Annotated in this window: 20 protein-coding genes; 18 read left to right on the forward strand and 2 right to left on the reverse strand. The window is 62.0% G+C overall.

Annotated features, from left to right (window positions below; genetic code table 11):
* Window positions 1-53 precede the first annotated feature (53 nt).
* From V6F91_RS19520 to V6F91_RS19575, 12 genes are all read left to right on the forward strand, one after another.
* A complete protein-coding gene (locus V6F91_RS19520) occupies window positions 54-2,288 on the forward strand; it encodes a DNA internalization-related competence protein ComEC/Rec2 (protein ID WP_332767276.1) in 2,235 nt (744 codons plus the stop codon).
* Window positions 2,289-2,389: 101 nt separating this feature from the next.
* Window positions 2,390-3,025, forward strand: a complete 636-nt coding sequence (locus V6F91_RS19525; protein ID WP_332767278.1) for a MotA/TolQ/ExbB proton channel family protein — start codon at window positions 2,390-2,392, stop codon at window positions 3,023-3,025.
* Window positions 3,022-3,450 (forward strand): ExbD/TolR family protein, encoded by a 429-nt coding sequence (locus tag V6F91_RS19530; protein ID WP_090285229.1) that lies wholly within the window; start codon window positions 3,022-3,024, stop codon window positions 3,448-3,450. The genes V6F91_RS19525 and V6F91_RS19530 overlap by 4 nt, the downstream gene beginning before the upstream one ends.
* Window positions 3,450-4,460, forward strand: coding sequence for a tetraacyldisaccharide 4'-kinase (gene lpxK / locus V6F91_RS19535; RefSeq protein ID WP_332767280.1), 1,011 nt, complete (start codon window positions 3,450-3,452; stop codon window positions 4,458-4,460). The genes V6F91_RS19530 and lpxK overlap by 1 nt, the downstream gene beginning before the upstream one ends.
* 24 nt (window positions 4,461-4,484) lie before the next feature.
* Window positions 4,485-4,670, forward strand: a complete 186-nt coding sequence (locus V6F91_RS19540; RefSeq protein WP_003179363.1) for a Trm112 family protein — start codon at window positions 4,485-4,487, stop codon at window positions 4,668-4,670.
* The gene (gene kdsB, locus V6F91_RS19545) at window positions 4,667-5,431 is read left to right on the forward strand and encodes a 3-deoxy-manno-octulosonate cytidylyltransferase (RefSeq protein WP_332767283.1); all 765 of its coding nucleotides are present in this window, start codon (window positions 4,667-4,669) and stop codon (window positions 5,429-5,431) included. The genes V6F91_RS19540 and kdsB overlap by 4 nt, the downstream gene beginning before the upstream one ends.
* Window positions 5,431-5,895, forward strand: a complete 465-nt coding sequence (locus V6F91_RS19550; RefSeq protein WP_203419019.1) for a low molecular weight protein-tyrosine-phosphatase — start codon at window positions 5,431-5,433, stop codon at window positions 5,893-5,895. The genes kdsB and V6F91_RS19550 overlap by 1 nt, the downstream gene beginning before the upstream one ends.
* Window positions 5,892-6,911 (forward strand): UDP-N-acetylmuramate dehydrogenase, encoded by a 1,020-nt coding sequence (murB, locus tag V6F91_RS19555; RefSeq protein WP_332767286.1) that lies wholly within the window; start codon window positions 5,892-5,894, stop codon window positions 6,909-6,911. The genes V6F91_RS19550 and murB overlap by 4 nt, the downstream gene beginning before the upstream one ends.
* 129 nt (window positions 6,912-7,040) lie before the next feature.
* Entirely contained in the window at window positions 7,041-7,511 is a 471-nt protein-coding gene (locus V6F91_RS19560) for a (2Fe-2S)-binding protein (protein WP_332767288.1), read from the forward strand.
* On the forward strand, window positions 7,508-9,829 hold the full coding sequence (locus tag V6F91_RS19565; RefSeq protein WP_332767290.1) for a xanthine dehydrogenase family protein molybdopterin-binding subunit: 2,322 nt from the start codon (window positions 7,508-7,510) through the stop codon (window positions 9,827-9,829). Before V6F91_RS19560 ends, V6F91_RS19565 begins: the two co-directional genes overlap by 4 nt.
* Entirely contained in the window at window positions 9,829-10,809 is a 981-nt protein-coding gene (locus V6F91_RS19570) for an XdhC family protein (protein WP_332767292.1), read from the forward strand. Before V6F91_RS19565 ends, V6F91_RS19570 begins: the two co-directional genes overlap by 1 nt.
* Window positions 10,806-11,408: a nucleotidyltransferase family protein gene (locus V6F91_RS19575; RefSeq protein WP_332767294.1), complete on the forward strand. Its 603-nt coding sequence runs from the start codon at window positions 10,806-10,808 to the stop codon at window positions 11,406-11,408. Before V6F91_RS19570 ends, V6F91_RS19575 begins: the two co-directional genes overlap by 4 nt.
* A gap of 238 nt (window positions 11,409-11,646) precedes the next feature.
* Here the strand turns inward: V6F91_RS19575 and rne are convergent, their stop codons facing one another.
* Complete coding sequence (rne, locus tag V6F91_RS19580) at window positions 11,647-14,904, reverse strand: ribonuclease E (RefSeq protein WP_332767296.1); 3,258 nt, start codon at window positions 14,902-14,904, stop codon at window positions 11,647-11,649.
* A gap of 700 nt (window positions 14,905-15,604) precedes the next feature.
* On the opposite strand from rne, the gene rluC reads away from it, so the two are divergent.
* The 3 genes from rluC to sppA are packed head-to-tail and all read left to right on the forward strand — an operon-like array spanning window position 15,605 to window position 18,223.
* On the forward strand, window positions 15,605-16,564 hold the full coding sequence (rluC, locus tag V6F91_RS19585; protein WP_090285209.1) for a 23S rRNA pseudouridine(955/2504/2580) synthase RluC: 960 nt from the start codon (window positions 15,605-15,607) through the stop codon (window positions 16,562-16,564).
* Complete coding sequence (locus tag V6F91_RS19590; protein WP_332767298.1) at window positions 16,551-17,213, forward strand: HAD-IA family hydrolase; 663 nt, start codon at window positions 16,551-16,553, stop codon at window positions 17,211-17,213. Before rluC ends, V6F91_RS19590 begins: the two co-directional genes overlap by 14 nt.
* A gap of 20 nt (window positions 17,214-17,233) precedes the next feature.
* On the forward strand, window positions 17,234-18,223 hold the full coding sequence (gene sppA / locus V6F91_RS19595; RefSeq protein ID WP_093099410.1) for a signal peptide peptidase SppA: 990 nt from the start codon (window positions 17,234-17,236) through the stop codon (window positions 18,221-18,223).
* Between the two features lie 49 nt (window positions 18,224-18,272).
* Here sppA and V6F91_RS19600 read toward each other — a convergent pair whose 3' ends face one another.
* On the reverse strand, window positions 18,273-18,851 hold the full coding sequence (locus tag V6F91_RS19600) for a nucleoside triphosphate pyrophosphatase (protein ID WP_332767302.1): 579 nt from the start codon (window positions 18,849-18,851) through the stop codon (window positions 18,273-18,275).
* 105 nt (window positions 18,852-18,956) lie between these two features.
* Between V6F91_RS19600 and V6F91_RS19605 the strand changes: the two genes are divergently transcribed.
* Genes V6F91_RS19605 through plsX form a run of 3 tightly spaced genes read left to right on the forward strand, consistent with a single transcriptional unit; the run spans window position 18,957 to window position 20,695 of the window.
* A complete protein-coding gene (locus V6F91_RS19605) occupies window positions 18,957-19,484 on the forward strand; it encodes a YceD family protein (RefSeq protein ID WP_332767304.1) in 528 nt (175 codons plus the stop codon).
* Window positions 19,485-19,497: 13 nt separating this feature from the next.
* Window positions 19,498-19,680: a 50S ribosomal protein L32 gene (gene rpmF, locus V6F91_RS19610; protein WP_003179396.1), complete on the forward strand. Its 183-nt coding sequence runs from the start codon at window positions 19,498-19,500 to the stop codon at window positions 19,678-19,680.
* A 4-nt stretch (window positions 19,681-19,684) separates the two neighbouring features.
* A complete protein-coding gene (gene plsX / locus V6F91_RS19615; RefSeq protein WP_208940201.1) occupies window positions 19,685-20,695 on the forward strand; it encodes a phosphate acyltransferase PlsX in 1,011 nt (336 codons plus the stop codon).
* Window positions 20,696-20,791 lie beyond the last annotated feature (96 nt).

Below are 20,791 nucleotides of genomic sequence, written 5' to 3' on the forward strand. Positions count from 1 at the left end.
CGCAGGTGCCCGACGCCCGCTATGCCTAGTGTGGGACTCTCAAGGATGGGCTTATGCGCACAGGGATGATGGCGCTGGCAGTCGGTCTGCTGGCCCCGGTTTTTATGCCGGCGTTACCGCCGGTCTGGTTGATGCTGTTGGCGCCAATAGTTGCGCTGATGCTGCTGCCGTTTCGCAGTTATCCATTGGCGTTCGTGCTGTTCGGGTTCGCCTGGAGCAGCATCGCGGCGCAGTGGGCACTGGATGATCGCTTGGCGCTGAAACTTGATGGCGAAACCCGCTGGCTCGAAGGACGCGTCGTCGGGCTGCCGCAAAACAGCGAGGGCGTGGTGCGCTTCGAGTTGGCTGATGCGCGGGCGCGGCACGAAAAACTGCCGACGCGAATGCGTCTGGCCTGGTACGCCGGGCCTGCGGTCAAAAGTGGCGAGCGTTGGCGTCTGGCAGTGAAACTGAAACGCCCGAGTGGCTTGCGCAACCCTGATGCCTTCGATTTCGAGGCCTGGCTGCTGGCGCAACGCATCGGTGCGACTGGCACGATCAAGGATGGTCAGCGCCTGAGCGAGGCGCGCTGGGCCTGGCGCGACAGTATTCGTCAGCGTTTGCTGGCGGTGGATGCGCAAGGCCGCAGCGGTGCGTTGGCCGCGCTGGTGCTGGGCGATGGTTCCGGGCTGAGTCGCGAGGACTGGCAGATCCTCCAGGACACCGGCACCGTGCACTTGCTGGTGATTTCCGGCCAGCACATCGGTCTGCTCGCAGCGGTCATGTACCTGCTCGTCGCCGGGCTGGCGCGGTATGGGCTGTGGCCGCTGCGCTGGCCGTGGCTGCCGTGGGCCTGTGGTCTGGCCTTCACGGCGGCGCTGGGTTATGGCCTGCTCGCCGGGTTCGATGTGCCGGTGCAGCGGGCCTGCGTGATGGTCGGGCTGGTGCTGTTATGGCGGCTGCGTTTTCGCCATCTCGGGGCGTGGTGGCCGCTGTTGCTGGCGTTCGATGGCGTGTTGTTGCTCGACCCGCTGGCCAGTCTGCGTCCGGGTTTCTGGCTGTCGTTCGCGGCGGTTGCGGTGTTGATCTTTACCTTCGGCGGTCGTCTCGGTGCCTGGCGCTGGTGGCAGACCTGGACGCGGGCGCAATGGCTGATCGCAATCGGCCTGTGCCCGGTGCTGCTGGCGTTGAGTCTGCCGATCAGCGTGAGCGGGCCGTTGGCCAATCTGCTCGCGGTCCCTTGGGTCAGTCTGGTGGTGTTGCCGCCAGCGTTGCTGGGGACGGTGCTGTTGCCGGTGCCGTATGTCGGCGAAGGCTTGCTGTGGCTGGCGGGTGGCTTGATCGATTGGCTGTTTCGCGGGCTCGCGGTGATCGCCGGGCAATGGCCCGCGTGGATTCCCGGCTCGCTACCCGGCGGGATCTGGCTGCTCGGCAGCCTCGGCGCGGTGCTGCTGTTGTTGCCGCGCGGTGTCCCGCTGCGTCCGCTGGGCTGGCCGTTGTTGTTATTGCTGGCGCTGCCGCCGCGCGAGCGACTGGCGTCAGGCCTTGCTGACGTCTGGCAACTGGACGTCGGGCAAGGTCTGGCGATCCTGATCCGCACCCGGAACCACGCGTTGCTGTACGACGCCGGGCCGCGCTTTGGTGAGTTCGATATCGGCGAACGCGTGGTCTTGCCCGCGTTGCGCAAATTGCGCGTGGAAAAACTCGACCTGATGCTGCTCAGCCACGCCGACGCCGATCATGCCGGTGGAGCGCTGGCCATCTCCCGTGGTTTACCGATCGATCGCGTGATCAGTGGTGATCCCGAGGGATTACCTCAACTGTTGAACGCCGCTGCCTGTGAATCCGGACAGCAATGGCAGTGGGACGGGGTCAGTTTTCAGCTCTGGCAATGGGCAGACGCCCACGACAGCAATCAGCGCTCTTGCGTGTTGCAGATCGAGGCCAACGGCGAACGTCTGTTATTGACCGGTGATATCGACAGCCACGCCGAGCGGGTCCTGCTCGACGGGCCGCTGGCAGTACCGACGCAATGGTTGCAAGCGCCGCATCATGGCAGCCGCAGCTCATCGTCGATGGCGCTGCTCAAGGCATTGCACCCGCACTCGGTACTGATTTCTCGCGGTCACGGCAATTCCTTCGGTCATCCGCATCCGACCGTAATGGCGCGCTACCGTAAACAGCGCCTGCGCATCTACGACAGCGCCGAACACGGCGCCATTCATCTGCAACTGGGCACCTTCCAGCCCGCGCAAACCCTGCGTCACCAGCGGCGGTTCTGGCGTGGTCCGCCGGCACTGGCCCGCTGATCGGCGTGTGGGCGACTGTGGCGTTACGGTCGTCGGGGCGGCGGGTCTTAATCGGCAATCGGTATGGTAAAGTGGCGCACTTTTTCGAGGGGACTGTCACTGTGTGGGAATTGGTCAAATCCGGCGGCTGGATGATGTTGCCGATCATTCTGAGTTCCATCGCGGCCATGGCGATTGTCGCCGAGCGCCTGTGGACCCTGCGCGCCAGCCGCGTCACCCCCGAGCATCTGCTGGGCCAGGTCTGGGTCTGGATCAAGGACAAACAGCTCAACAAGGAAAAACTCAAGGAATTGCGCGCCAACTCGCCGTTGGGCGAAATCCTTGCCGCTGGCCTGGCCAATTCCAAGCATGGTCGCGAGATCATGAAAGAATGCATCGAAGAGGCCGCCGCCCGTGTCATTCATGAGCTGGAGCGCTACATCAATGCGCTCGGCACCATCGCTGCGATGGCGCCGCTGCTCGGTCTGCTCGGCACCGTGCTGGGCATGATCGACATTTTCAGCGCGTTCACCGGTACCGGCATGTCCACCAATGCCTCGGTCCTCGCCGGCGGTATTTCCAAAGCGCTGATCACCACGGCGGCGGGCCTGATGGTCGGTATCCCGGCGGTATTCTTCCACCGTTTCCTGCAACGCCGCATCGATGAACTGGTGGTCGGCATGGAGCAGGAGGCGATCAAACTGGTGGAAGTGGTGCAGGGCGACCGTGACGTCGACCTGGCCGAGGGCAAAGCGTGAAATTCCGTCGCAAGCCCCGGGAAACCGTGGACATCAACCTCGCGTCGCTGATCGACGTGGTGTTCATCCTGTTGCTGTTTTTTGTGGTGACCACCACGTTCACCCGCGAAACCCAACTGCGTGTCGATCTGCCGGAAGCGGTCAGCGGTTCGCCGGCCGAGGACCAGCAGGTCAAGCAACTGGATATCGCGATCAGCGCCGAGGGCGTGTTTTCGGTGAACAACAAGGTCCTGCCGAAAAACGATCTGGCGACCCTGATGGACGCCATGCAGAAAGAAGCCAACGGCGACACCAGCATGCCGTTGTCGATCAGTGCTGACGGCAAGGCCCAGCATCAATCGGTGATCACCGCCATGGACGCGGCCGGCAAGCTCGGTTTCAGCCATCTGCGCATGACCACGGTCGAGGCGGCGCCCAAATCCTGATGAGCCTGTCCGATCGCTTGCTCGCTGCGTGGTATGCGGGGCACCCGGCCCTGACGCTGTTGCGGCCGCTGGAAATGCTTTACCGCCGGGTGGTGGTCAACAAGCGTCAGCGCTTTCTCGACGGCCAGGGCGAGATCTACCAGCCGCCCGTGCCGCTGATCGTGGTCGGCAACATTACCGTGGGCGGTACCGGCAAGACGCCGATGATCCTCTGGCTCATCGAACATTGCCGCCAGCGTGGTCTGCGCGTCGGCGTGGTCAGCCGCGGTTACGGGGCCAAGCCGGCGCAACTGCCGTGGCGCGTCGAGGCCGATCAAACAGCTGATATTGCTGGCGATGAACCGTTGCTGATCGTCCAGCGCACCGGCGTGCCGTTAATGATCGATCCCGATCGCAGCGCCGCCGTCAAAGCCCTGCTGGCCAGCGAACCGCTGGACCTGATCCTCTCCGATGACGGCATGCAGCATTACCGCTTGGGTCGCGATCTGGAGCTCGTGCTGATTGACGCGGCACGCGGCCTCGGCAATCAACGCTGCCTGCCGGCGGGCCCCCTGCGCGAGCCGGTCGAGCGCCTGCAAAGCGTCGATGGCGTGCTGTTCAACGGCGCCAGCGAAGATCGCAAGGACGGTTTTGCCTTTCGCCTGCAACCCACTGCGTTGGTCAATCTGCGCAGCGGCGAGCGCCAGCCGCTCGAATTTTTTGCGCCCGGTCAGGCGGTGCATGCGGTGGCCGGGATCGGCAATCCGCAGCGTTTCTTCAATACGCTCGAAGCGCTAGACTGGCGCGCTATCCCCCATGCATTTGCCGACCACGCCGAGTACAGCGTGCAGGCCTTGAATTTCACCCCGTCATTGCCGTTGGTGATGACCGAAAAGGACGCGGTGAAGTGCCGCGCCTTTGCTGCTGCCGACTGGTGGTATCTGGCGGTCGATGCGCTGCCGTCGCCGGCCTTCGTGGCCTGGTTCGACACGCAACTGATGCGCCTGCTGCCTGATCGGCTATTGCCTTGACTGTTTATTTATCTGGGAATGCTCATGGACACCAAATTGCTCGACATCCTCGCTTGCCCTGTGTGCAAAGGTCCGCTCAAGCTCAGTGCTGACAAGACCGAACTGATCAGCAAGGGCGCTGGCCTCGCGTACCCGATCCGCGACGGCATCCCGGTGATGCTGGAAAGCGAAGCTCGCACCCTGACCACCGACGAGCGTCTGGATAAATGAGCACAGCCTTCACCGTTGTGATTCCCTCGCGTTATGCCTCGACACGCCTGCCGGGCAAGCCGCTGCTGGATATTGCTGGCAAGCCGATGATCCAGCACGCCTGGGAGCAGGCGAGCAAAAGCAGCGCCACGCGTGTTGTGGTGGCAACTGACGATGCGCGCATCGTCGAGGCCTGCAAGCGCTTTGGCGCCGAAGTGGTGCTGACCCGTGAAGATCACAATTCCGGTACTGATCGTCTGGCCGAAGTCGCCGCCAAGCTGGGCCTCGAGCCCGATGCGATCGTGGTCAACGTGCAGGGCGACGAGCCGCTGATTCCGCCCAGCGTGATCGATCAGGTCGCGGCCAACCTTGCCGCCCACACCGAAGCGCGCATGGCCACCCTGGCCGAGCCGATCGAAGACGTGGAAACCTTGTTCAACCCGAACGTGGTCAAGGTCGCCAGCGACATCAACGGCCTTGCGCTGACCTTCAGTCGCGCCACCTTGCCGTGGGCCCGCGATGCGTTCGCCAAAAGCCGCGAGCAATTGCCTGAAGGCGTGCCGTACCGCCGCCACATCGGCATCTACGCCTACCGCGCCGGGTTCCTCCAGGATTTCGTCAACTGGGGCCCGTGCTGGCTGGAAAACACCGAATCCCTTGAGCAACTGCGTGCCCTCTGGCATGGCGTGCGCATTCACGTCGCCGACGCGTTGATCGCGCCACCGACCGGTGTCGACACCGTCGAAGACCTCGAACGCGTTCGTCGCCTGCTGGGGGCCTGATGCGCGTTCTGTTCGTGTGCCTGGGCAACATTTGCCGTTCGCCCACCGCTGAAGGGGTCTTGCGTCACAAGCTGCGCGCAGCGGGGCTGGCGGATCAGGTCGAAGTGGCCTCCGCCGGCACGGGCGACTGGCACGTTGGCAACCCGCCCGACAAGCGCAGCCAGGCCGCAGCCAAAGTGCGCGGCTACGACTTGTCGCTGCAACGTGCGCAGCAGGTCAGCCGTGCCGACTTCGCCAGTTACGACCTGATTCTGGCCATGGACAACAGCAACCTGCGCAATCTCAAGGCGTTGCAGCCATCCACCGGCAAGGCGGAGCTGGATCTGTTCCTGCGCCGTTACGCGGGGCTGGTCGACGAAGTGCCCGATCCTTATTACGACGGTGATCAGGGCTTTGAACAGGTGCTGGATCTGATCGAAGCAGCCTGTGACCAACTGCTTATCGAAGTGAAGGGACGCTTATGAGTTTGCCGGTGCAAGCGCAGGTTTCCCTGAAACCGTTCAACAGTTTTGGCGTCGACGTGCGCGCGCAACTGTTCGCCGAAGCCCACAGCGACGACGATGTCCGTGAAGCGCTGGCTTATGCCACGGCGCACGATGTACCGCTGCTGGTGATCGGCGGCGGCAGCAATCTGCTGCTGACGGCGGATATTGCGGCGCTGGTCCTGCGCATGGCGACGCGTGGGATCCGCGTGCTCAGCGATGACGGCAGTCGCGTCGTCATCGAGGCGGAAGCCGGCGAGCCGTGGCATCCGTTTGTTCTGCATACGCTGGCGCTGGGTTTTTCCGGTCTGGAAAACCTCAGCCTGATTCCGGGCACGGTCGGCGCGGCGCCGATGCAAAACATCGGTGCCTACGGCGTTGAAATCAAAGACGTGTTTGCCGGCCTCACCGCGCTGGATCGGCAGACCGGCGAGTTGCGCGATTTCAGCCTGGAAGAATGCAACTTTGCTTACCGCGACAGCCTGTTCAAGCAGCAGCCGGGGCGCTGGCTGATTCTGCGCGTGCGCTTCAAGCTTGATCGCTGCGCGCCGCTGCATCTGGAATACGGCCCGGTGCGCCAGCGCCTGACCGAACAGGGCATCGAGCAGCCAACGCCGAGCGATGTCAGTCGCGCGATCTGCAGCATCCGCAGCGAAAAACTGCCTGACCCTGCGGTACTCGGCAATGCCGGCAGCTTCTTCAAGAATCCGCTGGTATCCGCTGCGCAAGTCGCGCAGATCAAGCAGGAGCATCCGGACGTCGTGGCTTATGCGCAGGCAGACGGGCAAATGAAACTGGCCGCTGGCTGGCTGATCGAACGCGCCGGCTGGAAAGGCTTTCGCGACGGTGATGCCGGCGTGCACAAATTGCAGGCGCTGGTGCTGGTCAACTACGGCACAGCCACCGGTCTGCAACTGCTGAGTCTGGCGCAGCGTATCCAGAAAGACATTGCCGAGCGGTTCAATGTCGAGCTGGAAATGGAGCCCAATCGGTATTGAGGCAGCTACGAGCTTCAAGCGGCAAGCCAAGAGCAAAAGCTGCTGGCGATGCTTTTACTTGCAGCTTGAAGCTTGCCGCTTGCAGCTAATATAGGATCCGATAACCACGAAAAATATGCGGGCGTGCCCATGATTACCCTGAAACTCAACGATCAAGACCATTCCCTCGATGTCAGCGAAGACATGCCGCTTCTCTGGGCAATTCGCGATGTTGCCGGTTACAACGGCACCAAGTTCGGCTGCGGCATGGGCCTGTGCGGCGCATGCACCATTCATATCGACGGCGCGCCCGCGCGCAGTTGCATCACGCCAATCGGTTCGGTGACCGGGCAGAACGTCACCACCATCGATAACCTGCACGCCGACCCGATCGGCAAAGTCGTCCAGCAAGCCTGGCTCGACAGCGCGGTGGCGCAATGTGGTTACTGCCAGGGCGGGCAGATCATGTCGGCGACGGCATTGCTCAAGACCAACCCGAACCCGAGCGATGCGCAAATCGAAGAAGCCATGGTTGGCAATATTTGCCGTTGCGGCACGTATAACCGGATCAAGACTGCGATCCGCCAGGCCTCCACTCACCTGAAGGAGGCCAAGGCATGAGCCGCCTGCCGAACGATTTCGCCCTGAGCAACCTCAGCCGCCGTGGTTTTCTCAAAGGTGTCGGCGCCACCGGTGCGCTGGTATTGGCCGCTAGCTGGGGCTGGCAGGACGTGCTGGCCGAAGACAAGCCCAAGCAGTTTGGCGCCGAGGGCATGCCCAACGGCTGGATCGACGATCCGAAAGTTTATGTGAGTATTACTGCCGACGGCACTGTGACCGTGGTCTGCAACCGTTCGGAAATGGGCCAGGGCGTGCGCACCAGTCTGACCATGGTGGTTGCCGATGAACTGGAAGCCGATTGGGCGCGGGTCAAGGTGCAGCAGGCGCCGGGGGACGAAGTGCGCTTCGGCAACCAGGACACCGACGGCTCACGCAGCATGCGCCATTGGTATGAGCCGATGCGCCGTTGCGGCGCGGCGGCGCGAACCATGCTTGAGCAGGCTGCGTCGGCGCAGTGGAAAGTGCCGGTCGGTGAATGCCACGCGCAGTTGCATAAAGTCATCCACAAACCTTCCGGCCGTGAGCTGGGCTATGGCGAACTTGCCGCGGCTGCCAGTGCCTTGGCCGTACCGGCGCGTGACAGCCTGCGCCTCAAGCAGCCGGCGGAATTTCGCTACATCGGCAAGGAAGGCAATAAAGCCATCGACGGTGACGATATCGTCAACGGGCGTGCGGTCTACGGTGCCGACGTGCATTTCGACGGCATGCTGTACGCCACCATCGCGCGCCCGGCGGTGTACGGCGGCAAGGTCAAGTCGCTGGATGACAGCGCCGCGCTGAAAGTGCCGGGCGTACTCAAGGTGGTCCAGATCGAACCTCGTCCGTTGCCATCGGAATTTCAGCCACTGGGTGGCGTGGCAGTGGTCGCCAGCAATACCTGGGCGGCGATCAAGGGCCGTGAAGCGCTGAAGATCGAGTGGGACGACGGCCCGAATGCCAGCTATGACTCCGTCGCCTACCGCAAGGAACTGGAAGCGGCGTCGTTGAAACCCGGCAAAGTGGTGCGCAACACCGGCGATATCGACAAGGCGTTGAGCGGCGCGGCCAGCACTCTGGAAGCGTCTTACTACCTGCCGCACCTGGCGCAGGCACCGATGGAGCCGATGGTCGCCATCGCACGTTTCGACAAGGGCGTCTGCGAAGCCTGGGCGCCGAGTCAGGCGCCGCAAGTGACGCGCGAACGCATCGCCGAGCGTCTTGGCGTGCCGTTCGACAACGTCACCTTCAATGTCACCTTGCTCGGCGGCGGTTTCGGTCGCAAGTCGAAGCCTGACTTTGTCGTTGAAGCGGCGATCCTCGCCAAGGAGTTTCCGGGCAAGGCTGTACGCGTGCAGTGGACACGCGAAGATGACATCCACAACTCGTATTTCCATACCGTGTCTGCCGAATACCTCAAGGCTGGCGTCGGCAAGGACGGCATGCCCTCTGGCTGGTTGCACCGCACCGTAGCGCCGAGCATTACCGCATTGTTTGCCCCGGACATGAACCATGAAGCGGCGTTCGAGCTGGGCATGGGCTTCACCAACATGGCCTACGCGATTCCCAACGTGCGTCTGGAAAACCCTGAAGCCAAGGTGCACACGCGGGTGGGCTGGTATCGCTCGGTGTCGAACATTCCCCATGGTTTTGCGATCCAGAGTTTCGTCGACGAGTTGGCGTACAAGGCCGGCGAAGATCCGCTGAAGTATCAAATCAAACTGCTCGGCGCCGATCGCCAGATCGACCCACGAACCTTGAGTGAAGAGTGGAACTACGGCGAGTCCCCCGAGCGCTACCCGATCGACACCGGACGCATGCGTGCGGTGCTGGAAACCGCAGCGAAGGCCGCCGGTTGGGGGCGCAAATTGCCCAAGGGCCGCGGTCTTGGCCTGGCGGTGCACTACAGCTTCGTCACTTACGTGGCGGCCGTGATCGAGGTCGAGGTCAAGGACGACGGCACGCTGATCGTGCACAAGGCCGATATTGCTGTGGATTGCGGACCGCAGATCAACCCCGAGCGCATCCGTTCGCAGTTCGAAGGCGCCTGTGTAATGGGCCTGGGCAACGCCGTACTGGGTGAAATCAGTTTCAAGGACGGCAAGGTCCAGCAGGACAATTTCCATATGTATGAAGTGGCGCGCATGTCGCTGGCGCCGAAAGAAGTCGCCGTGCATCTGGTCACGCCGCCGGGCGATGTACCGTTGGGCGGCGTCGGCGAGCCGGGCGTGCCGCCGATTGCGCCGGCCTTGTGCAACGCGATTTTCGCTGCCACCGGCAAACGCATCCGCAACCTGCCGGTGCGTTATCAGTTGCAGGACTGGCAGAAGGCGCAAGCGTAATGGACAGCGTCGATCTGAATGTCCTGCGCAGCGTCCTTGAGTGGCGCCGCGCCGGGCAGCGGGTGGTGCTGTTCAGCGTGGTGCAGACTTGGGGCACCGCGCCCCGGTCGCCCGGTGCCATGCTCGCCTTGCGTGAGGATGGCGTGGTGATCGGTTCGGTGTCGGGCGGCTGCGTCGAGGACGACCTGATCGCCCGCCTGCACGATGGCCGCATCGCCAGCGATGGCCCGCCGGTGCAGTTGATTACCTACGGCGTGACGCGCGAGGAGGCGGCGCGTTTCGGTTTGCCGTGTGGCGGCACCTTGCGCCTGACCGAGGAGCGCGTTGGCGATCCTGCGTGGGTCGAAGAGCTGCTCGCCCGTTGCGAAGATCACCAGATCGTCGCCCGCGAACTGAACATCGAAACCGGCGAAGTGACGCTTGCGCCCGCCAGTAAAAGCGATTCGCTGGTGTTCGATGGCAAGACCTTGCGCGCCATTTATGGCCCGCGCTGGCGTCTGCTGCTGATCGGCGCCGGGCAGTTGTCGCGTTACGTGGCGGACATGGCACGGCTGCTGGATTTTGAAGTGCTGATCTGCGACCCGCGCACCGAGTTCGTCTATGGCTGGGAAGAGCAACACGGGCGGTTTGTGCCGGGCATGCCGGATGACGCGGTGTTGAGCATTCAGACCGATGAGCGCACCGCGATAGTCGCGTTGACCCATGATCCGCGTCTGGATGATATGGCGCTGCTGACGGCGCTGGATTCCCCGGCGTTTTACGTCGGCGCGCTGGGCTCGCGGGTCAACAGTCAGAAACGTCGCGAGAATCTGGCTCAGCTAGGCTTGACGCAAGCGGCTATCGATCGTTTGCACGGACCGATCGGTCTGCACATCGGCAGTCATTCGCCGGCCGAGATTGCGTTGTCGCTGCTGGCGGAGATCGTCGCGATCAAGAACGGCGTGGAGTTGAAGCAGAAGAAACCGCTGGAGGGTGCATGAGCCGATCCATCGCAGTGATTGTATTGGCAGCGGGCGAGGGCAGCCGCTTTCGCCAGATCGCCGGTCCCGACAAGGACAAATTGCTCGCCGACTGCACCGGGCGTGACGGTGCCGTGCGCTCGGTGATCGAGCAGGTGCTGGTGAACTTGCCGGCTGAACTCGATAAGCGCGTATTGGTCACGACCGAGGCGCGGCCGCAGGCGATGCGCATGGCCCAGGCTTACGGCTGTGACGTTGTTTCGATCGAGTCGACCGGCATGGGCGACAGCATCGCTGCGGGTGTCGCTGCGTGTGCCGATGCGGATGGCTGGTTGATCGTGCTGGGGGACATGCCGTTTATCCTGCCGTCGAGTATCGAGCGAGTAGTGGCGGCGATGGCTGACGATGCGGTGAGCGTGCCGGTGCTAGGTGGGGAGTTTGGCCATCCGGTGGGGTTTGGCTGTTCGTGTGGCCCGGCGTTGTCCGGTTTGTCCGGTGATCGGGGTGCCAGGCCACTGTTCGCTCAGGGCAGGGTGGTTGAGGTGGCGGTGGATGATCCCGGCGTGGTTTGGGATGTCGACGTGCCTGATGCGCTGGCCTTCAAAAGCCCCTCACCCTAACCCTCTTCCAAAGGGAGAGAGGACTGACCGAGGTGTATTATCGAGATGCACCGACCTGCAGTTTCTGAGGCGAACCTGAATTTGAATTGCTTGAAGATCGGCTCCCTTTCCCCCTCGCCCCCTTTGGGAGAGAGGGCTGGGGTGAGGGGGTAAGATCGGGAGCGCACCACAAATGCCACAGGCATAAAAAAGCCCCGCCAGGCTTACACCAGGCGGGGCTTTTTAACGGCTTGGGAACTTACACGAGAGGTTTAGGCTCGTGCTCTTTTTCCTCGGCCTCTTCGCGTTGCTCGACCGCGTCCTGAACGGAGCGCGGCGCCTCGGCGATTACTGCTTCAACCGATGCTTCTTCGGCAACCGGGGCAGGTGCTGCCTCGATCACTTCGGCAGCAGCGGCAGGTTCGGCAACCGCTGGCGCCGCAGAGGCGGCCAGTTCGGCTTCCTTCTGCAGACGCTCGGCTTCACGCTTGCGACGACGCACTTCACGCGGATCGTTCGGTGCGCGACCGTTTGGCGTCAGGGCGCTGACCGGAGCCGGCGCCTCAACCACCGGGGCTGGCGCTTCGACGACGGCAGGGGCCTCGACAACCGGTGCTTCAATCACTGGCGCTGGGGCCGGTTCGGCAGCGGCAACCACTGGCTCGGAAACCATCGCCTCTGCGACTTCTGCTTCAGCGACTGGCGCTGGCGCTTCGGTCTTGGCAGGCTCGGCAGTCCAGTTGAAGGCAGTCTGCTCTTCGCGAACTTCACGCACGCTTTCGGTTACGGTTTCAGCGACGGTTTCAACAACCGGTTCTGCAACCACCTGCGGCGCTTCGGCGATAACGGCAGGCTCGGCAAGCACTTCAGCTTGCGGCTGAGGCTCTTGAACCGGTGCCACTTCGATTTCCGGAGCAGCAATCACTTCCACCGGGGTGTTGGCTTCGACAACCGGCGCTTCGACTGGAACAGTGTCCAGTGTGGCAGCGGTGGCGCGTTCGGCTTGCTCGTGCGCCTGTGCTTCGGCCGGAGCGCTGATCGCGCTGCTGGCAACGGCGGCGGTGACGGCCAGGCCAGCGGCCAGGTCGGCAGTGCTTGGCTCGTCAGCGTTTTCGTTGGATTCGGATTCTTCCGAACCTTCGATCACGTTGCCGTTGGCATCACGCTGACGCTCACGACGGTTGCTGCGACGACGCTGACCACGCGAGCGACGACGTGGACGATCGCCTTCGGCGCCGTCCTGACCGTCTTCCGGCAGTTGCTCTTCGTTGCTGATCACTTCTTCTTCGGCGACGGCAGCAGCGGCCTGTTCGGCGCGTGGCTGACGCTCTTCACGCGGCGGACGCGGGGCGCGTTCTTCGCGTGGCTGGCGGGCCGGACGCTCTTCAGCGGTGACGGTGGCAGCAGCGGCTACCGCTGGAGCGGCGTCCAGTGGCTCACGCAGTTCACGTACGCGTTCTTCACGCTCGCCACGAGGCTTGCGGTCTTCACGCGGCGCACGCGGGGCACGTTCTTCACGCGGTGCACGTGGCGCGCGTTCTTCACGGACGGCCGGCGCTTCGCTGCGCGCTTCACGAGGCTCGCGCACTTCGCGGGCTTCACGCGGCTGACGCTCTTCACGCGGCTCGCGTGGGGCGCGTTCTTCACGCGGTGCACGTTCTTCGCGCGGCTTGCGTTCTTCATCGCGGCGACCGTTACGGTTGCGGCTCTGCTGACGACCGTTGCGGCGCTCTTCGTTGCGGGCCGGACGTTCGGCGGCCGGTTTTTCCACGGCGACCGGAGCGGCAGGCTCTTCCTTGGTAGCGAAGAGGCTGACCAGCGACTTCACCAGACCCTTGAACAGGCTTGGCTCTGGCGCAGCCACCGGTGCCGGAGCAGGGGCGGCTGGAGCGACTTCGGTCGGCACCGGCGCATTGGCGCGGGCCGGGGCCGTCTTGACCGCAGCTTCCTGGCGAACCAGGGTGCGGGTCGCAGCGGCTGGCTGAACTTCTTCGACTTCGGCAGCGGCGGCAGCGATTTCGTAGCTGGACTGGTTGGTCGCGGCTTCCGGGCTGTCGTCACGCAGACGCTGGACTTCGAAGTGCGGCGTCTCGAGGTGATCGTTCGGCAGAATAACGATGCGGGCACGGGTGCGCAGTTCGATCTTGGTGATCGAGTTGCGTTTTTCGTTGAGCAGGAACGCAGCGACCGGGATCGGCACCTGGGCGCGGACTTCGGCGGTGCGGTCTTTCAGGGCTTCTTCTTCGATCAAGCGCAGGATTGCCAGCGACAGCGATTCAACGTCACGAATGATGCCGGTGCCGTTGCAACGCGGGCAGACGATGCCGCTGCTTTCGCCCAGCGATGGACGCAGGCGCTGACGCGACATTTCCAGCAGGCCGAAACGCGAGATGCGGCCGATCTGCACGCGGGCTCGGTCAGCTTCCAGGCATTCGCGGACTTTCTCTTCCACGGCGCGCTGGTTCTTGGCCGGGGTCATATCGATGAAGTCGATGACGATCAGGCCGCCGATGTCGCGCAGGCGCAACTGACGGGCGATTTCTTCGGCGGCTTCAAGGTTGGTCTGCAGCGCGGTTTCTTCGATGTCGCTGCCTTTGGTGGCGCGCGCCGAGTTGATGTCGATGGACACCAGGGCTTCGGTCGGATCGATGACGATGGAGCCGCCGGAAGGCAATTCGACGACGCGCTGGAAGGCGGTCTCGATCTGGCTTTCGATCTGGAAACGGTTGAACAGCGGCACGCTGTCTTCGTACAGCTTGATCTTGCTGGCGTACTGCGGCATCACCTGGCGAATGAAGGTCAGGGCTTCGTCCTGGGCTTCAACGCTGTCGATCAACACTTCGCCGATGTCCTGGCGCAGGTAGTCGCGGATGGCGCGGATGATCACGTTGCTTTCCTGATAGATCAGGAACGGCGCGGAGCGATCCAGCGAAGCTTCTTTGATGGCGGTCCACAGTTGCAGCAGGTAATCGAGGTCCCACTGCATTTCTTCGCTGCTGCGGCCCAGGCCGGCAGTGCGCACGATCAGACCCATGTCGGCCGGCGCAACCAGGCCGTTCAGCGCTTCACGCAGCTCGTTGCGCTCTTCGCCTTCGATGCGACGGGAGATGCCGCCGGCACGCGGGTTGTTCGGCATCAATACGAGGTAACGACCGGCCAGGCTGATGAAGGTGGTCAGGGCTGCGCCCTTGTTGCCACGTTCTTCTTTTTCGACCTGAACGATGACTTCCTGGCCTTCGCTCAGGACGTCCTTGATGTTGACGCGGCCTTCGGGGGCTTTCTTGAAGTATTCGCGGGAGATTTCTTTGAGGGGCAGGAAGCCGTGGCGCTCGGAGCCGAAATCGACAAAGGCAGCCTCAAGGCTTGGTTCGATGCGAGTGATACGGCCTTTATAGATGTTGGCCTTCTTCTGCTCGCGTGCACCGGATTCGATGTCCAGGTCGTAGAGGCGCTGGCCATCTACCAGTGCAACACGCAACTCTTCGGGTTGAGTTGCGTTAATCAGCATTCTTTTCATGTAGTACCGTCGGTTTCCGGGCTGCCGGAAACGGCGTTCGGCACACACGACTTCTCACGGTCGGTGTCAGGTGCGTCGGGAGTGGTTGGCCATTCCCGTGTCCAGCGATGTCAGGCCAATTGGGCCGATACCGCGACGTACGCGTCCTGCTTGCTGTGGCTACTTAAGCACTCAGTCAGGAGGAGGAATCAACCAGCGGCTGTGGACGAGATGAAGCGTCTTGATAAAAGCTTGTTGCTACACAGTCCGGCGGTTGTGCATCTCCACCCTACACGTATCCCTGATAATTCGGGTGCTGCCGCGCGCAGAATCCGCAGCGGGTTGGCATTTACCGTGAGCTCCGAAAGGGGAGGTCACGCATCATGGCTAATTCAGGCGATGTTTCCGAAGCGTTCGCTCGGGGTCATTCGCAGCTGACTGCACTTTGTGAACTGGCCTCGAATATTTGCCTGCCGGGCGATTGGAGACGCTGCTCGGCGGTGTGATTCAGGCCTCATGTCACCTGCGCTTGTTACAACTGCAAACTCCACCGTTACGTAGCGAAAGCCCCGTAGGACGGCCTCGCGCCCTGGTGAATTGCGTTGGTCAGGGCCGGTCTTTGACCGTGATTCCTCTGTCCAGGCCGCTTTTGGCGGCGTTCGCGACTATAGCAGCAATGATTAAGTGCTTCAATTCCATAAAAATTGTTATCATCCGCGGCATGACAACTACTGCCCCTTCGACTCCAGGCGTTCAACTGCTTGAAGTCTCGCCGGAGTATGCCGGCCAACGAATCGACAATTTTCTCCTCGCCCGGCTCAAAGGCGTGCCCAAGACCTTGATTTACCGCATTTTGCGCAAAGGCGAAGTGCGTGTGAACAAAGGCCGGATCAAGCCCGAATACAAGCTGCAGGCCGGCGATATTGTGCGCGTGCCGCCGGTGCGCGTGCCTGAGCGCGATGAACCGGTGCCACTTGCCCAGGGTCTGCTGCAGCGTCTCGAGGCATCGATTGTCTACGAAGACAAGGCGCTGATCGTGATCAACAAGCCCGCAGGCATTGCCGTTCACGGTGGCAGCGGCTTGAATTTCGGCGTGATCGAAGCCTTTCGTCAGTTGCGCCCCGACGCGAAAGAGCTGGAGCTGGTTCACCGTCTCGACCGTGACACGTCCGGCCTGCTGATGATTGCCAAGAAGCGCAGCATGCTGCGTCACCTGCACGAAAAACTGCGCGGCGACGGCGTCGACAAGCGCTATATGGCGCTGGTGCGCGGTAACTGGGCCACTTCAATCAAGCAGGTCAGTGCGCCGTTGCTCAAGAGCAATCTGCGTTCCGGCGAGCGCATGGTTGAAGTCAACGATGAAGGCAAAGAAGCCCTGACCGTGTTCAAGGTGCTGCGCCGCTTCGGTGATTTCGCAACCATGGTCGAGGCCAAGCCGGTCACCGGTCGTACGCACCAGATTCGCGTGCATACCTTGCACGCCGGGCATTGCATCGCCGGCGACAGCAAGTATGGCGACGACGATTTCACCAGGGAAATTCGCGATCTGGGCGGCAAGCGCCTGTTTCTGCATGCGTACATGCTGACCGTGCCGCTGCCCGATGGCGGCAAGCTGACCTTGCAGGCCCCGGTCGATGAAATGTGGGCCAAGACTGTGGAGCGCCTGAGTGCAGCACCCTGATTACAAACTGTTGATTTTCGACTGGGACGGCACGCTGGCCGATTCCATTCACCGGATTGTCGAGGCCATGCACTCGGCATCCGGGCGTTCCGGCTTCGAGCTGCGCGATGATTTAGCGGTCAAGGGCATTATCGGTCTGGGCTTGCCAGAGGCGATTCGCACCTTGTACCCGGAGATCGGCGATGCCGAAATGACCGTGTTTCGCGAGTACTACGCCGATCACTACATCGCTGCCGAAGCCGTGCCTTCGCCGCTGTTCGACGGTGTCATCGAGTCGATGGCCTCGTTTCGCGAGCAGGGTTATCACCTTGCAGTGGCGACCGGCAAGAATCGCCGCGGGCTCGATCGGGTGCTCAAGGCCAATGGCTGGGAAGATTATTTCGACATTACCCGCGCCGCCGATGAAACCGCCAGCAAACCGCACCCTCTGATGCTGGAGCAGATCCTTGCGCATTGCGGTGTACGTGCCGAACAGGCGCTGATGGTGGGGGATTCTTCCTTCGATCTGCTGATGGCGCGCAACGCAGGGATGGGTTCGGTAGCCGTCAGTTATGGCGCGCAGTCGATCGAATCGTTGCAACAGTTCGAGCCGCTGCTGTCGATCGATCGGTTTTCTGAATTGCATGCCTGGCTGGGGCAGCAGGCTTAATACGTTTTTGGGGTGATGGCATGACCGACGAATGGAAAGCACCGGCCAAGGCAAGTGCCGACGACGGTGACGCGAAAAGCTGGAAGCTGCTGGAAAAAACCTTGCTGGCCGGCGTGCAGGAACAACGCCGCTCGCGGCGCTGGGGGATTTTCTTCAAGCTGCTGACGTTTGTTTATCTGTTTGTTGCGTTGCTGCTGTTCACGCCGCTGATGGACATGGAAAAGAGCGCCACGCGCGGCCCGAACTACACGGCGCTGATCGAAATTGACGGCGTGATTGCCGACAAAGAACCGGCGAGCGCCGACAACATCGTCGGCAGCCTGCGCGCGGCATTCGAGGACAAGAAGGTCAAGGGCGTGATCCTGCGCATCAATAGTCCGGGCGGCAGCCCGGTGCAGTCGGGTTACGTCTATGACGAAATCAAGCGCCTGCGTGGTCTGCATCCGGAGATTAAATTGTATGCGGTGATTTCCGATCTCGGTGCGTCCGGTGCCTACTACATCGCCAGCGCGGCCGATCAGATCTACGCCGACAAGGCCAGTCTGGTCGGTTCGATTGGTGTGACTGCAGCCGGTTACGGCTTTGTCGGCACCATGGAAAAGCTCGGCGTCGAGCGTCGCACCTATACGTCGGGCGAGCACAAGGCATTCCTTGATCCGTTCCAACCGCAGAAACCCGAAGAAACAGCGTTCTGGCAGAGTGTGCTGGACACCACCCACAAGCAGTTCATCAACAGCGTCAAGCAGGGTCGTGGCGATCGTCTGAAGGACAAAGAACATCCGGAGCTGTTCTCCGGGCTGGTCTGGTCAGGCGAGCAGGCGCTACCGCTGGGTTTGATCGACGGTCTGGGCAGTGCCAGTTCGGTGGCGCGTGACGTGATCGGCGAGAAGGAGTTGGTGGATTTCACCGTCCAGGAATCGCCGTTCGACCGCTTCTCGAAAAAGCTCGGCGCCAGTGTGGCCGAGCAGTTAGCGATGTGGATGGGTTTCCACGGGCCGTCGTTGCGATAAGCCTTCGCTGTATAAAAAAACCGGCCTTTCATTGGCCGGTTTTTTTGCATCAGGGAATCTGCACGCCTTCGGCCAGCAGCATGTCGATCAGGCGAATCAGCGGCAGGCCGATCAGGCTGGTGGCGTCCGGGCCTTCGGTGGACTGGAACAGGCTCACGCCGAGGCCTTCGGCCTTGAAGCTGCCGGCGCAGTCGTAAGGCTGTTCGAGGCGCAGGTAGCGCTCGATGCGCGCCGGGTCGAGTCGGCGCATATGCACGGTAAACGGCACGCAGTCGACCTGGCAGTGGCCGGTCTGGCTGTTGAGCAGGGCCAGGCCGGTCAGGAAGGTCACGCTCGCGCCGCTGGCCACCATCAATTGCTCGCGGGCCTTTTCGAAGGTGTGTGGTTTGCCGATGATCTGCTCGCCAAGTACCGCCACCTGGTCCGAGCCGATGATCAGATGGGCTGGATGGCTGTCAGCCAGTGCTCTCGCTTTTTGTTCGGCGAGGCGTTTGACCAGCTCGATGGCCGGCTCGCCCGGGCGGTGGCTTTCGTCGATATCCGGCGAGCTGCAGACGAACGGCAGGTGCAGGCGAGCGAGCAATTCGCGTCGATAGGGCGAGCTTGAAGCAAGTAATAAAGGCAGCATAGGCGTCTCCTCAGGCAGGTGCGGATTCTAGCGGAGGCACGCAAGTGACGGACAGGGCACAATTTCCTTTGACATGGGTGGGTGCATCCCTATAATGCTGCGCCTATGTTGAATGACCCGATTCCACCTCACGTTGACCCGCGCAAATTGGCTGACCGTGGCACCACCCTTCAAGGTGAACTGCTGCTGGCCGATTTGAAGAGACTCTGCGACCCGCTTTCCGACGATGTCGGTACGGTGCAGGCCAAATTAGTTTTTGAACGAGATGAACGTAAATCTGTGGTGATCCACAGCGTTATCGACACCGAAGTCAAAATGGTTTGCCAGCGTTGTCTTGAGCTGGTCACCCTGCCGATCCACAGCGAATGCAGTTACGCGGTGGTGAAGGAGGGTGCGAATACCCAGTCGTTGCCGAAAGGTTATGACGTGCTGGAACTGGGCGAAGATCCATTGGATCTGCAGTCACTGATCGAGGAGGAGCTTCTGCTCGCCTTGCCCATTGTGCCTGCTCATCATCCGGAAGAATGCCAGCAGCCGGCGGGAGCAGATGAGCCCGAACCGAGCGAGGACGAGGTAACGCGGTCCAACCCGTTCAGTGTATTGGCGCAGTTAAAGCGTGACCCAAACGTTTAGGAGTTAATCAATTATGGCTGTTCAGCAGAACAAAAAATCCCGCTCTGCCCGTGACATGCGCCGTTCGCACGACGCTCTCGAGGCTAGCACCCTGTCTGTAGAAAAAACCACTGGTGAAGTTCACCTGCGTCACCACGTATCGCCAGAAGGCGTATACCGTGGCCGTAAAGTGATCGACAAGGGCGCTGACGAGTAATCACTTGTCCGCTCAAGTCATCGCGATTGACGCAATGGGCGGGGACTTCGGTCCCCGCAGCATTGTTCAGGCCAGCCTTGCTTGCCTGTCTGCTACGCCCTCGCTGCACCTGACCCTCGTCGGTCAACCCTCCCTTCTTGAAGAACTGATCAACGGCCAATCGGCTGCCGATCGCGCGCGCCTGACGATTGTGCCGGCCAGCGAAGTCATTACCATGGACGAAAAGCCGACCCAGGCCCTGCGTGGCAAGCCGGACTCGTCGATGCGTGTCGCTCTTGAGTTGTTGCGTGATGGCAAGGTTCAGGCCTGCGTCAGCGCTGGCAATACCGGTGCGTTGATGGCGTTGTCGCGGTTCGTGCTGAAGACCTTGCCGGGCATCGATCGACCGGCGATGGTGGCCGCGATCCCGACGCAAACTGGCTATTGTCAGTTGCTCGATCTGGGCGCCAACGTCGATTGCAGCGCCGAACATCTGTTGCAGTTCGCCGTGATGGGCTCGGTGGCGGCGCAGACGCTGGGCATTCATCGTCCGCGTGTTGCGCTGCTGAACATCGGAACCGAAGACATCAAGGGCAATCAGCAGGTCAAGCTGGCGGCAACGCTGTTGCAGGCGGCGCGTGGCATCAACTACATCGGCTTCATCGAAGGCGACGGTTTGTACCGCGGCGAGGCTGATGTGGTGGTGTGTGACGGTTTCGTCGGCAACATTCTGCTCAAATCCAGCGAAGGCCTGGCGACAATGATCGCCGCGCGCATCGAGGCGTTGTTCAAGAAAAATCTTGCCTCGCGGGCGGTAGGCGCGCTGGCGCTGCCGCTGATGAAGCGCTTGCAGGCCGATCTGGCGCCGGCGCGACATAACGGCGCAAGCTTTCTCGGCTTGCAGGGCATCGTGGTGAAAAGTCACGGGTCGGCCGGCGTTCAGGGCTTTCAGAGTGCGATTTCCCGGGCGCTGATCGAGATCCAGGAGAACTTGCCCGAGCGTCTCCACGGTCGTCTGGAGGACCTGTTGTCTTAGGCGTTTTCGTCGGACAATGCTTAAATGTGACCGCCCGGTTCAAAGGGCCATCCAAACTGTCAGTTTCTGGCGTCCCGAGCGGGGCGTTATTTTCCG

The organism is Pseudomonas koreensis, from assembly GCF_036668835.1.
GTDB lineage: Bacteria > Pseudomonadota > Gammaproteobacteria > Pseudomonadales > Pseudomonadaceae > Aquipseudomonas > Aquipseudomonas koreensis_I.